Below are 16,330 nucleotides of genomic sequence, written 5' to 3' on the forward strand. Positions count from 1 at the left end.
GCCTTGGCCGATCGCGCTTCGCCCTCTATGATCCCCACGCGAACAGGAGGAACCCCCGGATGATTGCAGAACTCGGCCATTTTGCCCTGATCTTGGCGCTTTGCGTGGCGCTCGTGCAGGCCGTGGTGCCGCTTGTCGGCGCGCAGAAGGGGTGGTCCGGCTGGATGGCCGTGGCAAGCCCCGCCGCCTCGGCGCAGTTTCTGCTGATCGCGGTCGCCTTCTTCGCGCTGATGTATGCCTATGTCACCTCGGATTTCTCGCTGCAGGTGGTCTATCAGAATTCCCATACCGACAAGCCGATGCTCTACAAGGTCACCGGCATCTGGGGCAATCACGAGGGCTCGATGCTCCTCTGGGTGATGATCCTGTCGCTCTTCGGCGCCGCCGCGGCCTGGTTCGGCGGCGCGCTGCCGCCGCGGCTGCGCGCCCGCGTGCTGAGCGTGCAGGCCTGGATCGGCGTCGCCTTCCTCGCCTTCATCCTCTTCACCTCGAATCCCTTCGTGCGCCTGGCCGAGCCGCCCTTCAACGGGCGCGACATGAACCCGCTGCTGCAGGATCCCGGCCTCGCCTTCCACCCGCCCTTCCTCTACCTCGGCTATGTCGGCCTCTCGATGGCCTTCTCCTTCGCCGTCGCCGCCCTGATCGAGGGCCGTGTCGACGCCGCCTGGGCGCGCTGGGTGCGGCCCTGGACGCTCGCCGCCTGGATCTTCCTCACCATCGGCATCGCGCTCGGCTCCTGGTGGGCCTATTACGAGCTCGGCTGGGGCGGCTTCTGGTTCTGGGATCCGGTCGAGAACGCCTCCTTCATGCCCTGGCTGCTGGCCGCGGCGCTGCTGCATTCCGCGATCGTGGTGGAAAAGCGCGAGGCGCTGAAAAGCTGGACGATCCTCTTGTCGATCATGGCCTTCGGCTTCTCGCTGATCGGCACCTTCATCGTGCGTTCTGGCGTGATCTCCTCGGTGCACAGCTTCGCCAACGACCCGGCGCGCGGCGTCTTCATCCTGCTCATCCTCGCCGTCTTCGTCGGTGGCGCGCTGACGCTTTATGCCGCGCGGGCCGGGGCGATGCAGGCGAAGGGGATCTTCTCGATGGTCAGCCGCGAAAGCGCGCTCGTCGTGAACAACATCCTTCTCGCCACCGCCGCGCTCGTCGTCTTCGTCGGCACGATCTGGCCGCTGGTCGCGGAATTCGCCTGGGGGCGCAAGCTCTCGGTCGGCGCGCCCTTCTTCGAAAAGGCCTTCACCCCCTTCATGGTGCTGCTCGCAATCATCCTGCCGATCGGCGCGATGATGCCCTGGAAACGCGCGAAGCTCTCGAAGCTGATCCGCCCGCTCGCCCCCGCTGCGGTGCTGGCCGTCGCCGTCGCCGGCCTTGCCTGGACGCTGGAAACCGGGCGCCCGGTGCTCGCCCTCGTCGCTTCCGGCCTCGGCTCCTGGCTCGTCTTCGGCGCCGCCGCCGAGCTCTGGCAACGCGCCGGCCATACCCCCGCGCGCCTGTTGCGCCTGCCGCGCGCCGACTGGGGCAAGGGTTTCGCCCATGGCGGGCTCGGCGTGGTCTTCGCCGGCATCGGCCTTTTGATGGCCGGCCAGATCGAGGACATCCGCGTCGGCCATGTCGGCGAGAGCTTCGATGTCGCGGGCTACACCATCACCCTCGACAAGGTCGAACAGGTGCCGGGGCCGAACTTCACCTCCACCACCGCGACGATCGAGGTGCATCAGGGCGAGAAGCTCGTCGCCACGCTGCACCCCGAAAAGCGGATCTACCCGGTGCAGGCGATGCCGACCACCGAGGCCGACATCGACCAGGGCATCTTCCGCGACGTCTATCTGGTGATCGGCGATCCGCAGGAAGGCGGCGGCTGGGCGATCCGCACCTATATCAAGCCCTTCACCAACTGGATCTGGGCGGGCTGCCTGCTGATGGCCTTCGGCGGCACGCTGAGCCTTTCCGACCGGCGCTATCGCGTCGCTGCCGGGGCGCGCAAATCGGCGCCCGCCGCCGCGATGCCCGCGGAGTGAACCGATGCTGAAACGTCTTGCCCTGCTTTTGCTGCTCGCCTCCCCCGCCCATGCGGTGCAACCCGACGAGGTGCTATCCGATCCCGCGCTCGAGGCACGGGCGCGGCAGATCTCCCAGGTGCTGCGCTGCCCGGTCTGCCAAGGCGAGAACATCGACGAATCGAATGCCTCGGTCTCGCGCGATCTGCGGCTGCTCGTGCGCGAGCGGCTGAAGGAAGGCGACAGCAACACCCAGGTGATCGACTACATCAAGGATCGCTACGGCGAATACGTCCTCTTCGAACCGGAGAAGACCGGCGCGAACCTGATCCTCTACTGGGCCGGCCCGATCGCCTTCGTGCTCGCGCTTGGCGGCGTCTTCGTCTGGATCCGCTCCCGCCGCAAGGACGCCCCGGCGACCGCGGCGCTCAGCGCCGAGGAAGAGGCGCGGGTGCAGGAGCTTCTGAAGGGCTGAGGCGCTCGCGGCAATGGCGGATGCCTCCGGCGGGGATATTTCGGCTCTGTAGAAACCGCATTCTACAGAGACAAAATATCCCCCGCGGAGCGTCCCCCCTCTCCATCCGCGCGAAGCTTCAATGACGCGGGGTTTCGGTTCGCTTTCGCGGGCACTGCCGCTACTCTCGCCGCGACAATGGGAGGAACCGATGCCCTATCAGGCGATCCGCTACGACATTTCCGACGATCTTGCCGTCATCACCCTCAACCGCCCCGAGGTGATGAACGCGCTCAACACCGAGATGCGCGCCGAGCTGCTCGAGGCGCTCGGCCGCGCCACGCGCGAGGCGCGGGCGATCGTGCTTACCGGTGCGGGGCGCGCCTTCTGTTCGGGGCAGGATCTCGGTGCCGATGCCGCGGGGGCCGCGCTCGATCTCGAGCGGGTGCTGCGCGAGGAATACGAGCCGATGCTGAAGGCGATCTACGAGAGCCCGCTGCCGGTGATCGCTGCGGTGAACGGGGCCGCGGCCGGCGCCGGCGCCAATCTCGCGCTGGCCGCCGACGTCGTGATCGCGACGCAATCGGCGGTCTTCCTGCAGGCCTTCACCCGGATCGGGCTGATGCCCGACGCGGGCGGCACATACTGGCTGCCGCGGCAGGTGGGCTTTGCCCGCGCGATGGGGCTCGCGCTTTTCGCCGAGAAGATGACGGCGGAGGAGGCCGCGCGCGCCGGGCTGATCTGGGAGGCAATCGCCGACGTCGATTTCGAGCATCACTGGCGCGCCCGGGCGACGCATCTCGCCAAGGGGCCGACGGCGGCTTTCGGCGCGGTGAAGAAGGCGCTGCGCAACTCCTATGCGAACGATCTTTCCGCGCAGCTCGAACTCGAGGCGCAGCTGCAGGGCGAACTCGGCGTGACCCATGATTTCCGCGAGGGCGTCGCCGCCTTCCTCGAGAAACGCGCGCCGCGGTTCGAGGGGCGCTGAGCCCCCGCGCACATATCTTGCGGGGCCTTGCCGGGCCCCGCCCCGCGCGCTAGGCAGGTCAGGCCGCGGGCGTGGCGAAATGGTAGACGCATGGGACTTAAACTCCCTCGGGCGCAAGCCCATACCGGTTCGAGTCCGGTCGCCCGCACCAGCGCCCCCGATCCTCTTCACAGAGCCGTGCATCCCCGCCGCCGGACGACTCCGCGCTTGCCTCGCCGCCCCCGGAGTGCCTAAACGGAGCCAAACGAAGGGAGAGGAGCCCATGGCACGCAGACCGCAAGCCCCGATCGAGGATCGGCCCACCACGAAGCGCATCGGCGCGCTCAGGGGCCTCGCGCCCTTCGTCACGCCCTACAAGGGCATGGCCGCCGCCGCCCTCGCCGCGCTGACGCTCACCGCCTCGATCTCGCTGATCCTGCCGCTTGCGGTACGGCGCGTCGTCGACGGCTTCCAGAAGGGCGCGGCGCTGCTCGACCAGTATTTCGGCGCCGCCCTCTTCATCGCGCTCCTGCTCGCACTGGGCACCGGGGCGCGCTACTGGCTCGTCACCCGCTTCGGCGAGCGCGTCGTCGCCGATATCCGCAAGGCGGTCTTCGACCGGGTGATCTCGATGTCGCCCGCCTTCTTCGAGAAGATCCTCACCGGCGAGATCATCTCGCGCATCACCACCGACACCACGCTGATCCTCTCGGTGATCGGCTCCTCGGTCTCGGTGGCGCTGCGCAATTTCCTGATCCTGATCGGCGGGATGATCGCGCTGCTCTTCACCTCGGCCAAGCTCACCGGCCTCGTGCTGCTGATCGTGCCGGTCGTCGTGGTGCCGATCATCGTGATGGGGCGGCGGCTGCGCGTGCTCTCGCGCGAGAACCAGGACTGGATCGCCTCCTCCTCCGGCTCCGCCTCCGAGGCGCTGCTCTCGGTGCAGACGGTGCAGGCCTTCACCCATGAGGGCCGCACCCGCGCCGCCTTTGGCGACGTGACCGAGAAAAGCTTCGACTCTGCGCAAAAGCGCATCACCACCCGCGCGATCATGACCGCGATCGTGATCTTCCTCGTCTTCGCCGGCGTCGTCGGCGTGCTCTGGATCGGGGCGCGCGACGTGCGGCAGGGCGACATGACCGTGGGCGAGCTGGTGCAGTTCGTGATCTATGCGGTGATGGTGGCGGGCTCCGTCGGCGCGCTCTCCGAGATCTGGGGCGAGCTGCAACGCGCCGCCGGCGCGACCGAGCGCCTCGTCGAGCTGCTCGGCACCTCCGACACGGTGATCGACCCCGAACACCCCGTGCCGCTGCCGATGCCCGCGAAGGGCGCGATCGCGCTCGAGAACGTCACCTTCCACTATCCCTCCCGGCCCGAGACCTCGGCGCTCGAGGGGGTCGATCTTTCGATCGCCCCGGGCGAGACCGTGGCCCTCGTCGGCCCCTCGGGCGCGGGCAAGACCACGGTGATCCAGCTGATCCAGCGCTTCTGGGATCCGGAGACGGGCCGCGTCACGATCGACGGCTATGACCTGCGCGAGCTTGCGCGCGCCGATTTCCGCCATGCGATCGCGCTCGTGCCGCAGGATCCGGTGATCTTCGCCGCCACCGCGCGCGAGAATATCCGCTTCGGCCGTCCCGAGGCCAGCGATGCCGAGGTCGAGGAGGCCGCGCGCGCCGCCCATGCCTTCGACTTCCTCTCGGCGCTGCCCGACGGGTTCGACACCTATGTCGGCGAACGCGGCGTGATGCTTTCGGGCGGGCAGAAGCAGCGCATCGCCATCGCCCGCGCGATCCTGCGCGACGCGCCGATCCTGCTCCTCGACGAGGCGACCTCGGCGCTCGACGCCGCCTCCGAACGCGAGGTGCAGGCGGCGGTCGACCGGCTCTCGGTCGGGCGCACGACGGTGGTCGTCGCGCACCGGCTCGCCACGGTGAAGAAGGCCGACCGCATCGTCGTCTTCGACGACGGCCGGATCGTGGCGCAGGGCACGCATGAGGAACTGGTGGCGCAGGGTGGGCTTTATGCCGAGCTGGCGAAGCTGCAGTTCACCGACGGGATGACGGGCTGAGCGCCCTCCCCCCGCACAAAGCAAAGGGCCGGGTTTCCCCGGCCCTTTTCATTTCGTCCTGTGGTCTCGGGTCAGAGCCGCGCCGAGGGGCGCCGGGTCGAGAGCTGCAGGTTGGTTTCGGTGCGCTGCACCCCCTCGATGCGGCGGATGTGCAGGATCGTCTCGTCGAGCTCGGTGAGCGAGCGCGCGCCAAGCTCCGCGATCAGATCCCATTGCCCGTTCGTGGTATGCACCGCCTGCACCGAGGGCAGGCCGAGCATCCGGCTGACGACGCGATCGGTCGCCCGCCCCTCGATGGTGAGCATCATCATCCCGCGCACCGGCGCGCTGGAAACATCGGCCCGGGTCAGCACGGTGAAGCCGGAGATCTCCCCCCGCGACACCAGCCGTTCGATGCGCGCGCGCACGGTGGCGCGCGACAGGCTGAGATGTGCGGCGAGGTCCGACACCGCCGCCCGCCCGTCGCGGCGCAGGGCCGCGATCAGGCGCTGATCGGTCTCGTCGAGCCTTTCGGCCCGGGTCGTGGCCTCGCCCCACATGGCTCAGCCCTTCTTCGCGGCGAGGATCGAGGCCTCGATGATGTCGAGCGCCTCGTCGAAGACCGCGTCCTGGATCGTCAGCGGCGCGAGGAAGCGGATCACGTTGCCGTAGACGCCGCAGGTGATCAGGATCAGCCCGCGCTCCAGCGCCTCTTCCACGACCTTCTTCACGAAGTCGGGGTTCGGCGTCTTGGTGCCGGCGACGTTGAACTCGACCGCGTTCATGAAGCCCGGGCCGCGGATCTCGACGATCTCCGGCACCTTGTCGGCGACGGCGGCGAGGCGCTGCTTGAGCCGGCCACCAAGGCGTTCGGCACGGGCGCAGAGGTCTTCCTCCTCGATCACGTCGAGCACCGCATTCGCCGCCGCGACGGAGAGCGGGTTGCCGGCATAGGTGCCGCCAAGGCCGCCCGGCTGGGCGTGGTCCATCACCTCGGCGCGGCCGGTCACCGCCGAGATCGGCAGACCGCCTCCAAGACCCTTGGCCATGGTGGTGATGTCGGCGGCGACGCCGTGATGCTCCATCGCGAAGAGCTTGCCGGTACGGGCGAAGCCGGTCTGCACCTCATCGGCGATCATCATGATGCCGTTCTCGTCACAGATCTCGCGGATCTTCTTCATGAAGCCTTCGGGCGCCGGAACGAAACCGCCCTCGCCCTGCACCGGCTCGAGGATGATCGCGGCGATGCGGCTCGGATCGGCGTCGGATTTGAACAGACGGGTCAGCGCCTCGAGCGAGTCTTCCATCGAGATGCCGTGGAGTTCGTTCGGGTAGGGCAGGTGCCAGACGTCGTTCATCATCGGACCGAAGCCGACCTTGTAGGGCGCGGTCTTGCCGGTGAGCGTCATCGTCATGAAGGTACGGCCGTGGAAGCCGCCGGCAAAGGCGATCACGCCCGAGCGGCCGGTGTAGTGACGCGCGATCTTGACCGCGTTCTCGACGGCTTCGGCGCCGGTGGTGGTGAAGATCGTCTTCTTCTCGAAGTCGCCCGGAACCTTGGCGTTCAGGCGCTCGGCGAGAACGACATAGTTCTCGTAGGGCACGACCTGGTGGCAGGTGTGGGTGAAGCAGTCGAGCTGCTTCTTCACCGCCTCGATCACCTTCGGGTGGCGGTGGCCGGTGTTCACCACGGCGATGCCGGCGGCGAAGTCGATGAAGCGCTTGCCGTTCTGATCCCAGATCTCGGCGTTTTCCGCCTTGGCGGCATAGATCTGCGTCGACATGCCGACGCCCTTGGCGATCGCGGCATTCTTGCGGCTGGTGAGTTCGGGATTGGTCTGCACGGTCATGGGAAACTCCGATTCGGGATGACCCACAATCTCACTTTGCATTTTTTCTGCAAGAAATTTCTTACAGAAAAAATGGAAGAAATTTTCAAACGCTGCTATATGAGGCATATGGACGAGCCCACCTCCCCCGACGAACCGATGTTCCGCGTGACCGAAGCCGCGCGGGCCGCAGGTGTCGCCTCCTCGACGCTGCGGCTGTGGGAGACGCAGGGTCTGGTCGCGCCGCAGCGCCGCGCCTCGGGGCAGCGGCTCTATTCCACGGCCGATGTCGCGCGGCTGCAGCGCATCGCCTTCCTGCGTCGCGAGGCCGGGCTGAACCCCGCCGCGATCCGCGCCACGCTCGAGGCCGAGGGCGGCGATCCCGAGGATATCGCGATCGCGAACGAGACCCTCGCCTCAGCGCTGCGCGCGCGCCGGCTTGCCCGCGGCGAAAAGCTCGACGAAGTGGCGCAAAGACTGGGGATTTCGCCCTCCGCGCTCTCCACGCTCGAGCGCACCGGCGCCGGCGTCAGCTTCAAGATCCTCGCCGATCTCGCGCAATATTACGGCACCACCGTCTCCGAACTGTCGGGGCAGGACGCGCCCGGCGGCGCCGTGGTGCGCGCGGGACAGGCGCGGATCTGGCCGATGCCGGTGGAGGGGGTGCGCGTCGAGGTGCTCGCCGAGGGCCGGCGGCAGATGGACTGTCACCGCTTCGTCCTCGCCCCCGGCGCCGCCTCGCAGGGCGGCTACGACCACGAGGGGGAGGAGTTCATCACCGTGATCGAGGGGCGCTTCCGCATCACCCTCGACGGCGACGAGGTGCACGAGCTCGGCCCGGGTGATTCGATCTATTTCGAAAGCCGCCGCCCCCATGCCTGGGCCAATGCCGCCGACGGGCGCACGGTGGTGATCTGGGTGAACACGCCGCCGACCTTCTGACACGGTTCCGTGAGGGGGCTTGCGGGTCCGCGCCGCGCGGGGCCATGGTCACGCCAGAAGATGAGAGGATCCCCGATGCGCCTTCTGATGATCTCCGCCCTTGCCTGCCTCGCCCTCACCGCCTGCAAGCAGGACGCCGTCGCGGGCGATCCGCTCGCCGCCTTCGGGCGCAACGTCGAATGGCATGTGACCGAGATCGCCGGCCAGCCGGTGCCCACGGACACCTCGGTGACGATGGAAATCCGCGAGGAGGGGCTGCTCGGCGGTTCGGGCGGCTGCAACCGCTACAACGGGCGGATCAACGTCGTCGACGGCGCGCTGCATCTGGGCGAGCTGGCCGGCACGCGGATGATGTGCCCCGAGGCGCAGATGCAGACCGAGCGCAATTTCCACGCCGCGCTGACCCGCGCAAAACAGGCGAGCGCCACGGGCGATGCGCTCGAGATCACCGATGCCGCGGGCAAGGTGCTGATCCGCGCCACGAAGTGACCGGCGCATCCGGCCGCGCTTGACGGGGCGGCGCGGATCGGAAAATCTCGCGCCATGTTCCCGATCCGCGACCACAACCCCTCGCTCTCGACGCCCTGGGTCACCCGGGGCATCATCGCGCTCAATCTCTTCATCTATCTGCTGACGGCGGATTGGGGCGGGCAGATGGCCGGTCTCTGGACCTCGGGCGCGCTTTACGCGGGCGAGGTCAGCCACGGGCGCGACCTGATCGGTCTCATCACCCACATGTTCCTGCATGCGAACCTGATGCATGTCGCGGGCAACATGCTCTTCCTCTGGGTCTTTGGCGACAATCTCGAGGATCAGCTCGGTCACATCGGCTTTCTGCTTTTCTACCTCGCGGGCGGACTCGCCGCCGCCTTCGTGCAGATCGCCGCCGATCCGGGCAGCGAGATCCCGATGGTCGGCGCCTCGGGCGCGATCGCGGCGGTGATGGGGGGCTATCTGCTGCTCTTCCCGCGCGCCCGCGTCGATATCCTCGTGATCTTCATCGTCTTCTTCAAGATCTTCACGATCCCCGCCTGGATCGTGCTTGGCCTGTGGTTCGGGCTGCAACTGGTGAACGGCGTCGGCGCCGACCTGGGCAGCGGCGGCGTCGCCTATTGGGCGCATATCGGCGGTTTCGTCGCGGGGCTTCTGATGATGACGCCGCATTTCCTGCGCCTCGGCGGCCCCGGCTTCTGGGGCCGCACCCGCGGCCTGCCGCCGCATCCCTCGATCGACTATGTCCGCACCACGATCCCCGTGGTCCCCAGACGGAGGCGCTGAGCTCAGCGCGCCGCGCGGATGAATTCCGCCGCGCGCTCGGCGATCATGATCACCGGCGCGTTGGTATTGCCGCCGATCAGCGCCGGCATCACCGAGGCATCGACGACGCGCAGCCCCCGCAGCCCCCGCACGCGCAGCTTCGGATCGGTCACCGCCATCGCGTCGCGCCCCATCCGGCAGGTGCCCACCGGGTGATAGATCGTGTCGGCGCGCGCGCGGATATCGGCCATCAGCCCGGCGTCGGTGCCGTCATGCGGGTAAAGCCGTCGCCCCCGCCACGGCGCGAGCGGCTCAGCCCCGGCGATGGTGTCCAGCAGCCGCGCGCCCCTGAGCAGCAGCGCCGCATCGCGCGGATCGGCGAGGAAGGCCGGGTCGATCAGCGGCGCGGCGAACGGGTCGGCCGAGGCCAGCCGCAGCGTGCCGCGCGAGAACGGCCGCAGCACGCAGACATGCGCCGACCAGCCATCGGCGAGATGCGGTTTGCGCATGTGCTGATCGACGATGCCGACGACGAAATGCAGCTGCAGGTCAGGCTCGGCCAGCCCCGGTCCGGAGCGCAGGAAGGCCGCCCCCTCCGCCATCGGTGAGGCGAAAAGCCCCTCACCATGGCGCCGCCAGAACCCCGCCGCCCGCGCCATCCGCCAGATCCCCGCGGGGTTCAGCCCGACCACATCGGGCCGCGGCGAGGTGTAGGAGACGATGTAATCGAGGTGGTCATGCAGGTTCTCGCCCACCCCGGACAGGTCGATCACCGGCGTGATGCCGTGATCGCGCAGATGCGCCGCGGGCCCGATGCCCGACAGCATCAGAAGCTGCGGCGACCCGAAGGCCCCCGCGCACAGGATCACCTCATGCCGCGCCTCGAGCCGCAGGCTCTGCCCGCCGCGACGCACCAGCGCGCCCACCGCCCGGCCATGCTCGATCAGGATCTTCTCCGCCCGCGCCCGCGTCATCACCACGAGGTTGCCGCGCCCCATCACCGGGTGCAGATAGGCCGCCGCCGCGGAACAGCGCTCGCCCTTGCGCGGCCCGTCCCAGAATTGCGTGACCTGATAAAGCCCCGCGCCCTCCTGCTCGGCCCCGTTGAAATCGTCGTTCGCCGCGCAGCCGACCGCCGCGCAGGCCTCGACGAAGGCGCGGGTGATCGCGCGCGGGCGGCGCTGATCGCCCACCTGCAACGGCCCGGCATCGCCATGCAGCGCGGAGGCGCCGCGCATGTTGCGCTCGGAGCGCAGGAAATACGGCAGACAGGAGGCCCAGTCCCAGCCCTCCGCCCCCGCCGCGGCCCAGCCGTCGTAATCCGAGGGCCGCCCGCGGACGTAAAGCATCGCATTGATCGCAGAGGAGCCGCCAAGCCCCCTGCCCCGCGGCTGGAACCCGCGCCGCCCGTTCAGCCCCGGCTGCGGCACGGTCTTCAGCGCCCAGTTGTGGATCGGCGGCCGCCCCGGCACCATCGCCGCGACCAGCGCCGGCGCGCGCACGAAGATGTCGCGCGCCTCCCGCCCCGCCTCGACGAGGCAGACGGTGACGCCCGCGTCCTCGCTCAGCCGCGCGGCCAGAGTGGCGCCGGCCGAACCGCCGCCCAGAATGACATAGTCGAAAATCATGAGGCTCCTCCCCCGTGGGGAAGGAGCCTAATCGCAAATTCGCCGCCGCAAAGCGTGACGTGTCGTTACTTGCGCAGGGCGCCGCCGGTGGCCTTCGTCACCTTCTCGACGATCTTCGCGGAAACCGCCTCGATCTCGGCATCGGTCAGCGTCTTGTCGCGCGGCTGCAACCGCACCGAAAGCGCGATCGACTTCTTGCCTGCGCCCATCTGCTCCTCGGCCTTCGCACCGGTGAACTGGTCGAAGACCGAGACCGCCTCGATCAGCGCCTTGTCGGCGCCCATCGCGGCATTGACCGCGGTGATCGCCTCGACGCCCTTGTCGACGACGAAGGCGAAGTCGCGCTCGACCCCGTGCAGATCGGAGAGCACCAGCGCCGGGCGCGTCGGCACCTTCGCCTTCGGGAAGGGCACATTGGCGAGGCGCAGGGTGAAGGCGACCGCCGGCCCCTTCACGCCCATCTCGCGCAGCACCTTCGGGTGCACCTCGCCGAAAGTGCCCAGCACATTCGGACCAAGCGCGATATTGCCCGACCGCCCCGGATGCCACCAGCCGTCGAGCTTGCGGTTGATCTGCATGCGCGCGGGGGCGCCGATCGCACTCAGCGCCGCCTCGAGATCGGCCTTCGCGTCATAGGCGTCGACCGGACGGCGCGAGCCCCAGGGATCGCGCGGCGCAGCGGCCCCGACCAGAAGCCCGGTCGCCACGATCACCTGATCGCCCGGCTCGCCGCCGGTGAAGACAGGGCCCACCTCGAAAAGCGCGAGATCGGCAAAGCCGCGCGCCTGATTGCGCGCCGCAGCCGCCAGAAGACCGGGCAGCAGGTCGGGGCGCATATGGGTCATTTCCGAGGAGATCGGGTTCTCGATCCGCGTCGCTTCCGAACCGCCGCCGAACAGCGCCGCCGCCTTCGCGTCGATGAAGCTGTAGGTGACGCATTCGTTGTAGCCGAGCGCCGCGATCGTGCGCCGCGCGGTCTTCTCGCGCACCTGCGCGGGCGTCAGGATCGCCCCCGGCACGCCCGAGACCTCGCGCGGCAACGGCTTGCCCGCAAGCTTCGTGAGCGAGGCGATGCGCGCCACTTCCTCGACGAGATCGGCCTCGCCCAGCACGTCGGGGCGCCAGCTCGGCACCCAGGCCATGTCGCCCTCGAGCCGGAAACCGAGATCGGTGAGCGTCTTGCGCTGCACCTCCTCCGGGATCTCCATGCCGACCAGGCTGATGACCCGCGCGGGATCGAGCCGATAGGCGCGCGCGGTGTCGGGGACGGCGCCGTCCATCACCACTTCCGAGGCCTCGCCGCCGCAGAGGTCGAGCACCATCTGCGTCGCCAGTTCCAACCCCGGCAGGGTGAATTCCGGATCCACGCCGCGCTCGAAGCGATAGCGCGCATCCGAGGTGATCTTCAGCGCGCGGCCGGTCGCGGCGATGGTGATCGGATCCCAATAGGCGCTCTCGAGGAAGACATCCACCGTCCCCTCGTCGCAGCCCGAAAGCTCCCCGCCCATGATGCCGGCGAGGCTTTCCGGCCCCTTATCGTCGACGATCACCATCTGGCCGGGGCGCAGGCTGTAGGTCTTGCCGTCGAGCGCGAGCAGTTCTTCGCCGCCCTGGGCCGGGATGATCCGCACCTTGCCCTGCACCTTCGCGGCATCGAAAACGTGCAGCGGGCGGTTCAGGTCATAGGTGAAGAAGTTGGTGATATCGACGAGCGCCGAGATCGGCCGCAGCCCGATCGCGATCAGCCGCGCCTGCAGCCAGGCGGGCGAGGGCCCGTTTTTCACGCCGCGGATCAGGCGCCCGGCGAAAAGCGGACAGCCCTTTTCCTTCAGCGCCGCGTCGATCTCCACCGCCACCGGGCAGGGGAAGCCCCCCGGCACCGCCTCGATCTCCAGCGGCTTGAGCACGCCAAGCCCCCGCGCCGCGAGGTCGCGCGCGACGCCGCGGATGCCCAGCGCATCGGGGCGGTTCGGGGTGATCTTGATCTCGATCACCGGATCGACCGACTCGGGCCGGTTTTCCGCCAGCCAGTCGAGGAAGGTGCAGCCGACCTCGGAATTCAGGCTGTCCTCGGGCAGCTCGATGATGCCGTTATGCTCGTCCGAAAGCTGCAGCTCGCGCTCCGAACACATCATGCCGTGGCTTTCGACGCCGCGGATCTTGCCGATGCCGAGCGTCACGTCGATCCCGGGCACATAGTCGCCGGGCTTCGCCAGCACCACGGTGATCCCCGCGCGCGCATTCGGCGCGCCGCAGACGATCTGCTTTTCGCCCTCGTCGGTGAGCACGTTGCAGACCTGCAGGTGATCGGAGTTCTCCATCTTCGCGGCGGAGAGCACCTTGGCGATGGTGAAGGGGGCGAGCCTGGCGGCCGGGTTCACGACCTCCTCGACCTCGAGCCCGAGGTCGGTGAGCGCATCGGCGATCTCGTCCACCGAGGCCGAGGTCTCGAGATGGTCTTTCAGCCAGGAGAGGGTGAATTTCATTTGGAGTCCTCACCTTTATAGGATTTAGGGAAGAAGGCAGCGACCACACTCTGCGTCTCTATGGCCGAACCTTCAAAAAGATCCATTCGAATAGCGGCAATGACTTTTACGCGAGCTTGCTCCGCCTCTGCCTTCGCCTTGCTCCATTCTCTTGGTAACTTAAGTTTGCCTTCAGGTGTCAACGCAAACGCAATGCTTCGAAATTTCTGAACCTTGTCCAGATAATCCCGAGCAAAAACCGCAACCCCCGGCGAAGCAAAACATGCCATGTCGCTAGCTACGGCATGCAGATCTAGCATCCTCGTCAATGCACCCGCTTTGTCCTTATCTAGTACCGCGGTATACAAGGAGTTCATCGCCGTCAAAAATTTGCGGTACGCTTCGCGTCTTTCGTTAAACACCTCGTTACTACGATCGATGTTTTTCTGTTGAGGGTATACCCACTTGGCGATGTAGATTGCAGTCGCCGACGCAACCAAAGCTGCAAGAAGGGTAAGTATTCCTTGAACGACTCTGGGGTCAATGCGCCCCAGCCACGAAAAATCGCGGCACACGTTTTCACATGCCGTGATCGTCTCACTCACTTACTCAACCCCCCGAACACCGTCGGCAGGTCGAGCGCGGCAAAACCGTAGTGCTTCAGCCAGCGCAGGTCGCTCTCGAAGAAGGCGCGCAGGTCGGGGATGCCGTATTTCAGCATCGCGATCCGGTCGATCCCCATCCCAAACGCAAAGCCCTGCCACTCGGCCGGGTCGATCCCGCCCGCAGCCAGCACCTTCGGGTGCATCATGCCGGAGCCGAGGATCTCGAGCCACGAATTGCCCTCGCCGATCTTGAGCTGACCGCCTTCCCAGGAACAGCGGATATCGACCTCGGCCGAGGGTTCGGTGAAGGGGAAATGCGAGGCGCGGAAACGCAGCTCGACATTCGGCACCTCGAAGAAGGCCTTGCAGAACTCCTCGAGCACCCATTTCAGGTTCGCCATCGAGATGTCTTTGCCGATCGCCATGCCCTCGACCTGATGGAACATCGGCGCGTGGGTCTGGTCCATGTCCATGCGATAGACGCGGCCCGGGGCGATGACGCGAATGGGCGCGCCCTGCGCCAGCATCGCGCGGATCTGCACCGGCGAGGTATGGGTGCGCAGCACATGCGGCGGGCGCGGATCGGCGGCGTCGCGCGCCATGAAGAACGTGTCGTGCTCCTGCCGCGCGGGGTGTTCGGGCGCGATGTTGAGCGCGTCGAAATTGTGCCAGTCGTCCTCGATCTGCGGCCCCTCGGCGACGGCAAAGCCCATGTCGGCGAAGATCGCGGTGACCTCGTCCATCACCTGAGAAACCGGGTGGATCGTGCCCGCGGGGCGCGGCCGGCCGGGCAGCGTGACGTCGAGCCATTCGTTGCGCAGCCGCGCGTCGAGCGCCGCATCGGCCAGCGCCTCTTTCTTCGCGCGCAGCGCGGCGTCGATCTCGTCCTTGAGACGGTTCAGCGCGGCACCGGTGGTCTGGCGCTCCTCGGGCGACATCTTGCCCAGTTCGCGCATGCGCAGGCTGATCTCGCCCTTCTTGCCGAGCGCGGCGAGGCGCAGCTCCTCGAGCGCGGCTTCGTCGCCGGCCCCGGAGATGCCGTCGAGATATTTGGCCTTGAGCGGCTCGAGCGCGTCCATCCTGATCTCCTTCGCGTGGTCCGGGCTGTGCTAGCCTTGCCCCGGCCCGATTTCAAGCGCGTGAAACGAAAACCCCCGCCTCGGCGAATGCCGACGCGGGGGTCTGTAGTGCAATCCCTTACGGGAGATTACGCAGCCGCGGCAGCCTTCGCCTGTTCGACGATGGCGCCAAAGGCTTCCGGCTCGTGGATCGCGAGATCGGCGAGAACCTTGCGGTCCACTTCGATGCCGGCGAGCGCGAGGCCGTTGATGAAGCGCGAATAGGTCATTTCCAGATCATACGCGCGCACGGCGGCGTTGATGCGCTGGATCCACAGCGCGCGGAAGTTACGCTTGCGCTGCTGCCGGTCGCGGGTGGCATACTGGTTGGCCTTGTCGACGGCCTGGGTGGCGGTGCGGAAGTTACGCGAACGGGCGGCGTAGTAGCCTTTCGCCTTCTTCAGAACCTTCTTGTGCGAGGCGTGAGTGACCTTGCCGGATTTGACGCGGGACATAGTTCAGGCCTCCGATCAGCGGTTATAGGGCATGTATTTCTTGACGATCTTGGCATCGCAATCGGCCAGGACCATCGTGCCCGCGGTGTCGCGGATGAACTTCGTCGTACGCTTGATCATGCCGTGGCGCTTGCCGGCGGCACCGACCTTGACCTTGCCGGTCGCGGTGAACTTGAACCGCTTCTTGGCAGCGGATTTGGTCTTCATCTTGGGCATTTTCATCTCCTCTTGGCGAGTAGTGAACGCACGACTCGGCATGCCGCTTTGGCCGGCCGTACGGGGTAGGTGGCGCTCAATAAAGCGCCGCGCCGGGATTGGCAAGGGAAAATCGCCTCAGCGCATCCGCGCGAGCACGCGCGCGAAGGCCTCGGGGATCTCGGCGGGGGTGTAGCCGCCGGGCCGCGACAGAAAGGCGAGCAGGATCAGCCCGCCGCCCACCAGCACCGCAAGCGCCGCGGCGCGCGGGGGGCGGCTGTCGGAGAAGGCCGAGATCACCGCCGGGATCGCAAAGGCCGCGACGATGATGCCAAGAACCAAAAACTGATCGCTGTCCAGCATGG

General features: G+C 67.6%; 16 protein-coding genes and 1 tRNA gene. 8 read left to right on the top strand and 9 right to left on the bottom strand.

Going from position 1 to position 16,330, the window contains the following annotated elements; genetic code table 11:
• Positions 1-59 precede the first annotated feature (59 nt).
• From AB7U46_RS01815 to AB7U46_RS01835, 5 genes are all read left to right on the top strand, one after another.
• Positions 60-2,021: a heme lyase CcmF/NrfE family subunit gene (locus AB7U46_RS01815; protein WP_428335215.1), complete on the top strand. Its 1,962-nt coding sequence runs from the start codon at positions 60-62 to the stop codon at positions 2,019-2,021.
• A gap of 4 nt (positions 2,022-2,025) precedes the next feature.
• On the top strand, positions 2,026-2,475 hold the full coding sequence (locus AB7U46_RS01820) for a cytochrome c-type biogenesis protein (RefSeq protein WP_428335216.1): 450 nt from the start codon (positions 2,026-2,028) through the stop codon (positions 2,473-2,475).
• Positions 2,476-2,665: 190 nt separating this feature from the next.
• Complete coding sequence (locus tag AB7U46_RS01825) at positions 2,666-3,442, top strand: enoyl-CoA hydratase-related protein (protein ID WP_428335217.1); 777 nt, start codon at positions 2,666-2,668, stop codon at positions 3,440-3,442.
• A gap of 65 nt (positions 3,443-3,507) precedes the next feature.
• A tRNA-Leu gene (locus AB7U46_RS01830) sits at positions 3,508-3,593 on the top strand.
• A gap of 111 nt (positions 3,594-3,704) precedes the next feature.
• Positions 3,705-5,492: an ABC transporter transmembrane domain-containing protein gene (locus AB7U46_RS01835; RefSeq protein WP_428335218.1), complete on the top strand. Its 1,788-nt coding sequence runs from the start codon at positions 3,705-3,707 to the stop codon at positions 5,490-5,492.
• Between the two features lie 71 nt (positions 5,493-5,563).
• Here AB7U46_RS01835 and AB7U46_RS01840 read toward each other — a convergent pair whose 3' ends face one another.
• The gene (locus AB7U46_RS01840; RefSeq protein ID WP_428335219.1) at positions 5,564-6,031 is read right to left on the bottom strand and encodes an Lrp/AsnC family transcriptional regulator; all 468 of its coding nucleotides are present in this window, start codon (positions 6,029-6,031) and stop codon (positions 5,564-5,566) included.
• A gap of 3 nt (positions 6,032-6,034) precedes the next feature.
• On the bottom strand, positions 6,035-7,321 hold the full coding sequence (locus tag AB7U46_RS01845) for a 4-aminobutyrate--2-oxoglutarate transaminase (protein ID WP_428335220.1): 1,287 nt from the start codon (positions 7,319-7,321) through the stop codon (positions 6,035-6,037).
• A 108-nt stretch (positions 7,322-7,429) separates the two neighbouring features.
• Here AB7U46_RS01845 and AB7U46_RS01850 point away from each other — a divergent pair, with 108 nt between their 5' ends.
• The 3 genes from AB7U46_RS01850 (at position 7,430) to AB7U46_RS01860 (ending at position 9,520) form a co-directional block, all read left to right on the top strand.
• Positions 7,430-8,242: a MerR family transcriptional regulator gene (locus AB7U46_RS01850; RefSeq protein ID WP_428335221.1), complete on the top strand. Its 813-nt coding sequence runs from the start codon at positions 7,430-7,432 to the stop codon at positions 8,240-8,242.
• Between the two features lie 75 nt (positions 8,243-8,317).
• Positions 8,318-8,731, top strand: coding sequence for an META domain-containing protein (locus AB7U46_RS01855; protein WP_428335222.1), 414 nt, complete (start codon positions 8,318-8,320; stop codon positions 8,729-8,731).
• A gap of 54 nt (positions 8,732-8,785) precedes the next feature.
• The gene (locus AB7U46_RS01860; RefSeq protein ID WP_428335223.1) at positions 8,786-9,520 is read left to right on the top strand and encodes a rhomboid family intramembrane serine protease; all 735 of its coding nucleotides are present in this window, start codon (positions 8,786-8,788) and stop codon (positions 9,518-9,520) included.
• A 2-nt stretch (positions 9,521-9,522) separates the two neighbouring features.
• Here the strand turns inward: AB7U46_RS01860 and AB7U46_RS01865 are convergent, their stop codons facing one another.
• From AB7U46_RS01865 to AB7U46_RS01895, 7 genes are all read right to left on the bottom strand, one after another.
• A complete protein-coding gene (locus tag AB7U46_RS01865; RefSeq protein WP_428335224.1) occupies positions 9,523-11,127 on the bottom strand; it encodes a GMC family oxidoreductase in 1,605 nt (534 codons plus the stop codon).
• 65 nt (positions 11,128-11,192) lie between these two features.
• Positions 11,193-13,613, bottom strand: a complete 2,421-nt coding sequence (pheT, locus tag AB7U46_RS01870; RefSeq protein WP_428335225.1) for a phenylalanine--tRNA ligase subunit beta — start codon at positions 13,611-13,613, stop codon at positions 11,193-11,195.
• Positions 13,610-14,197: a hypothetical protein gene (locus AB7U46_RS01875; protein WP_428335226.1), complete on the bottom strand. Its 588-nt coding sequence runs from the start codon at positions 14,195-14,197 to the stop codon at positions 13,610-13,612. Before AB7U46_RS01875 ends, pheT begins: the two co-directional genes overlap by 4 nt.
• Positions 14,194-15,276 (bottom strand): phenylalanine--tRNA ligase subunit alpha, encoded by a 1,083-nt coding sequence (gene pheS, locus AB7U46_RS01880; RefSeq protein WP_428335227.1) that lies wholly within the window; start codon positions 15,274-15,276, stop codon positions 14,194-14,196. Before pheS ends, AB7U46_RS01875 begins: the two co-directional genes overlap by 4 nt.
• 128 nt (positions 15,277-15,404) lie before the next feature.
• A complete protein-coding gene (gene rplT, locus AB7U46_RS01885) occupies positions 15,405-15,770 on the bottom strand; it encodes a 50S ribosomal protein L20 (RefSeq protein WP_428335228.1) in 366 nt (121 codons plus the stop codon).
• 15 nt (positions 15,771-15,785) lie between these two features.
• Positions 15,786-15,986, bottom strand: a complete 201-nt coding sequence (gene rpmI, locus AB7U46_RS01890) for a 50S ribosomal protein L35 (RefSeq protein WP_428335229.1) — start codon at positions 15,984-15,986, stop codon at positions 15,786-15,788.
• A 117-nt stretch (positions 15,987-16,103) separates the two neighbouring features.
• Entirely contained in the window at positions 16,104-16,328 is a 225-nt protein-coding gene (locus AB7U46_RS01895; RefSeq protein WP_428335230.1) for a hypothetical protein, read from the bottom strand.
• Positions 16,329-16,330 lie beyond the last annotated feature (2 nt).

Origin of the sequence: Paenirhodobacter sp., assembly GCF_050177655.1 — a bacterium.
Lineage (GTDB): Bacteria > Pseudomonadota > Alphaproteobacteria > Rhodobacterales > Rhodobacteraceae > Rhodobacter.

What these genes read in the sequence shown, in the direction of transcription:
- AB7U46_RS01815 (WP_428335215.1), top strand. Translation starts at nt 60, where the DNA reads ATGATTGCAGAACTCGGCCATTTTGCCCTGATCTTGGCGCTTTGCGTG.
- AB7U46_RS01820 (WP_428335216.1), top strand. Translation starts at nt 2,026, where the DNA reads ATGCTGAAACGTCTTGCCCTGCTTTTGCTGCTCGCCTCCCCCGCCCAT.
- AB7U46_RS01825 (WP_428335217.1), top strand. Translation starts at nt 2,666, where the DNA reads ATGCCCTATCAGGCGATCCGCTACGACATTTCCGACGATCTTGCCGTC.
- AB7U46_RS01835 (WP_428335218.1), top strand. Translation starts at nt 3,705, where the DNA reads ATGGCACGCAGACCGCAAGCCCCGATCGAGGATCGGCCCACCACGAAG.
- AB7U46_RS01840 (WP_428335219.1), bottom strand. Translation starts at nt 6,031, where the DNA reads ATGTGGGGCGAGGCCACGACCCGGGCCGAAAGGCTCGACGAGACCGAT.
- AB7U46_RS01845 (WP_428335220.1), bottom strand. Translation starts at nt 7,321, where the DNA reads ATGACCGTGCAGACCAATCCCGAACTCACCAGCCGCAAGAATGCCGCG.
- AB7U46_RS01850 (WP_428335221.1), top strand. Translation starts at nt 7,430, where the DNA reads ATGGACGAGCCCACCTCCCCCGACGAACCGATGTTCCGCGTGACCGAA.
- AB7U46_RS01855 (WP_428335222.1), top strand. Translation starts at nt 8,318, where the DNA reads ATGCGCCTTCTGATGATCTCCGCCCTTGCCTGCCTCGCCCTCACCGCC.
- AB7U46_RS01860 (WP_428335223.1), top strand. Translation starts at nt 8,786, where the DNA reads ATGTTCCCGATCCGCGACCACAACCCCTCGCTCTCGACGCCCTGGGTC.
- AB7U46_RS01865 (WP_428335224.1), bottom strand. Translation starts at nt 11,127, where the DNA reads ATGATTTTCGACTATGTCATTCTGGGCGGCGGTTCGGCCGGCGCCACT.
- pheT (WP_428335225.1), bottom strand. Translation starts at nt 13,613, where the DNA reads ATGAAATTCACCCTCTCCTGGCTGAAAGACCATCTCGAGACCTCGGCC.
- pheS (WP_428335227.1), bottom strand. Translation starts at nt 15,276, where the DNA reads ATGGACGCGCTCGAGCCGCTCAAGGCCAAATATCTCGACGGCATCTCC.
- rplT (WP_428335228.1), bottom strand. Translation starts at nt 15,770, where the DNA reads ATGTCCCGCGTCAAATCCGGCAAGGTCACTCACGCCTCGCACAAGAAG.
- rpmI (WP_428335229.1), bottom strand. Translation starts at nt 15,986, where the DNA reads ATGCCCAAGATGAAGACCAAATCCGCTGCCAAGAAGCGGTTCAAGTTC.
- AB7U46_RS01895 (WP_428335230.1), bottom strand. Translation starts at nt 16,328, where the DNA reads ATGCTGGACAGCGATCAGTTTTTGGTTCTTGGCATCATCGTCGCGGCC.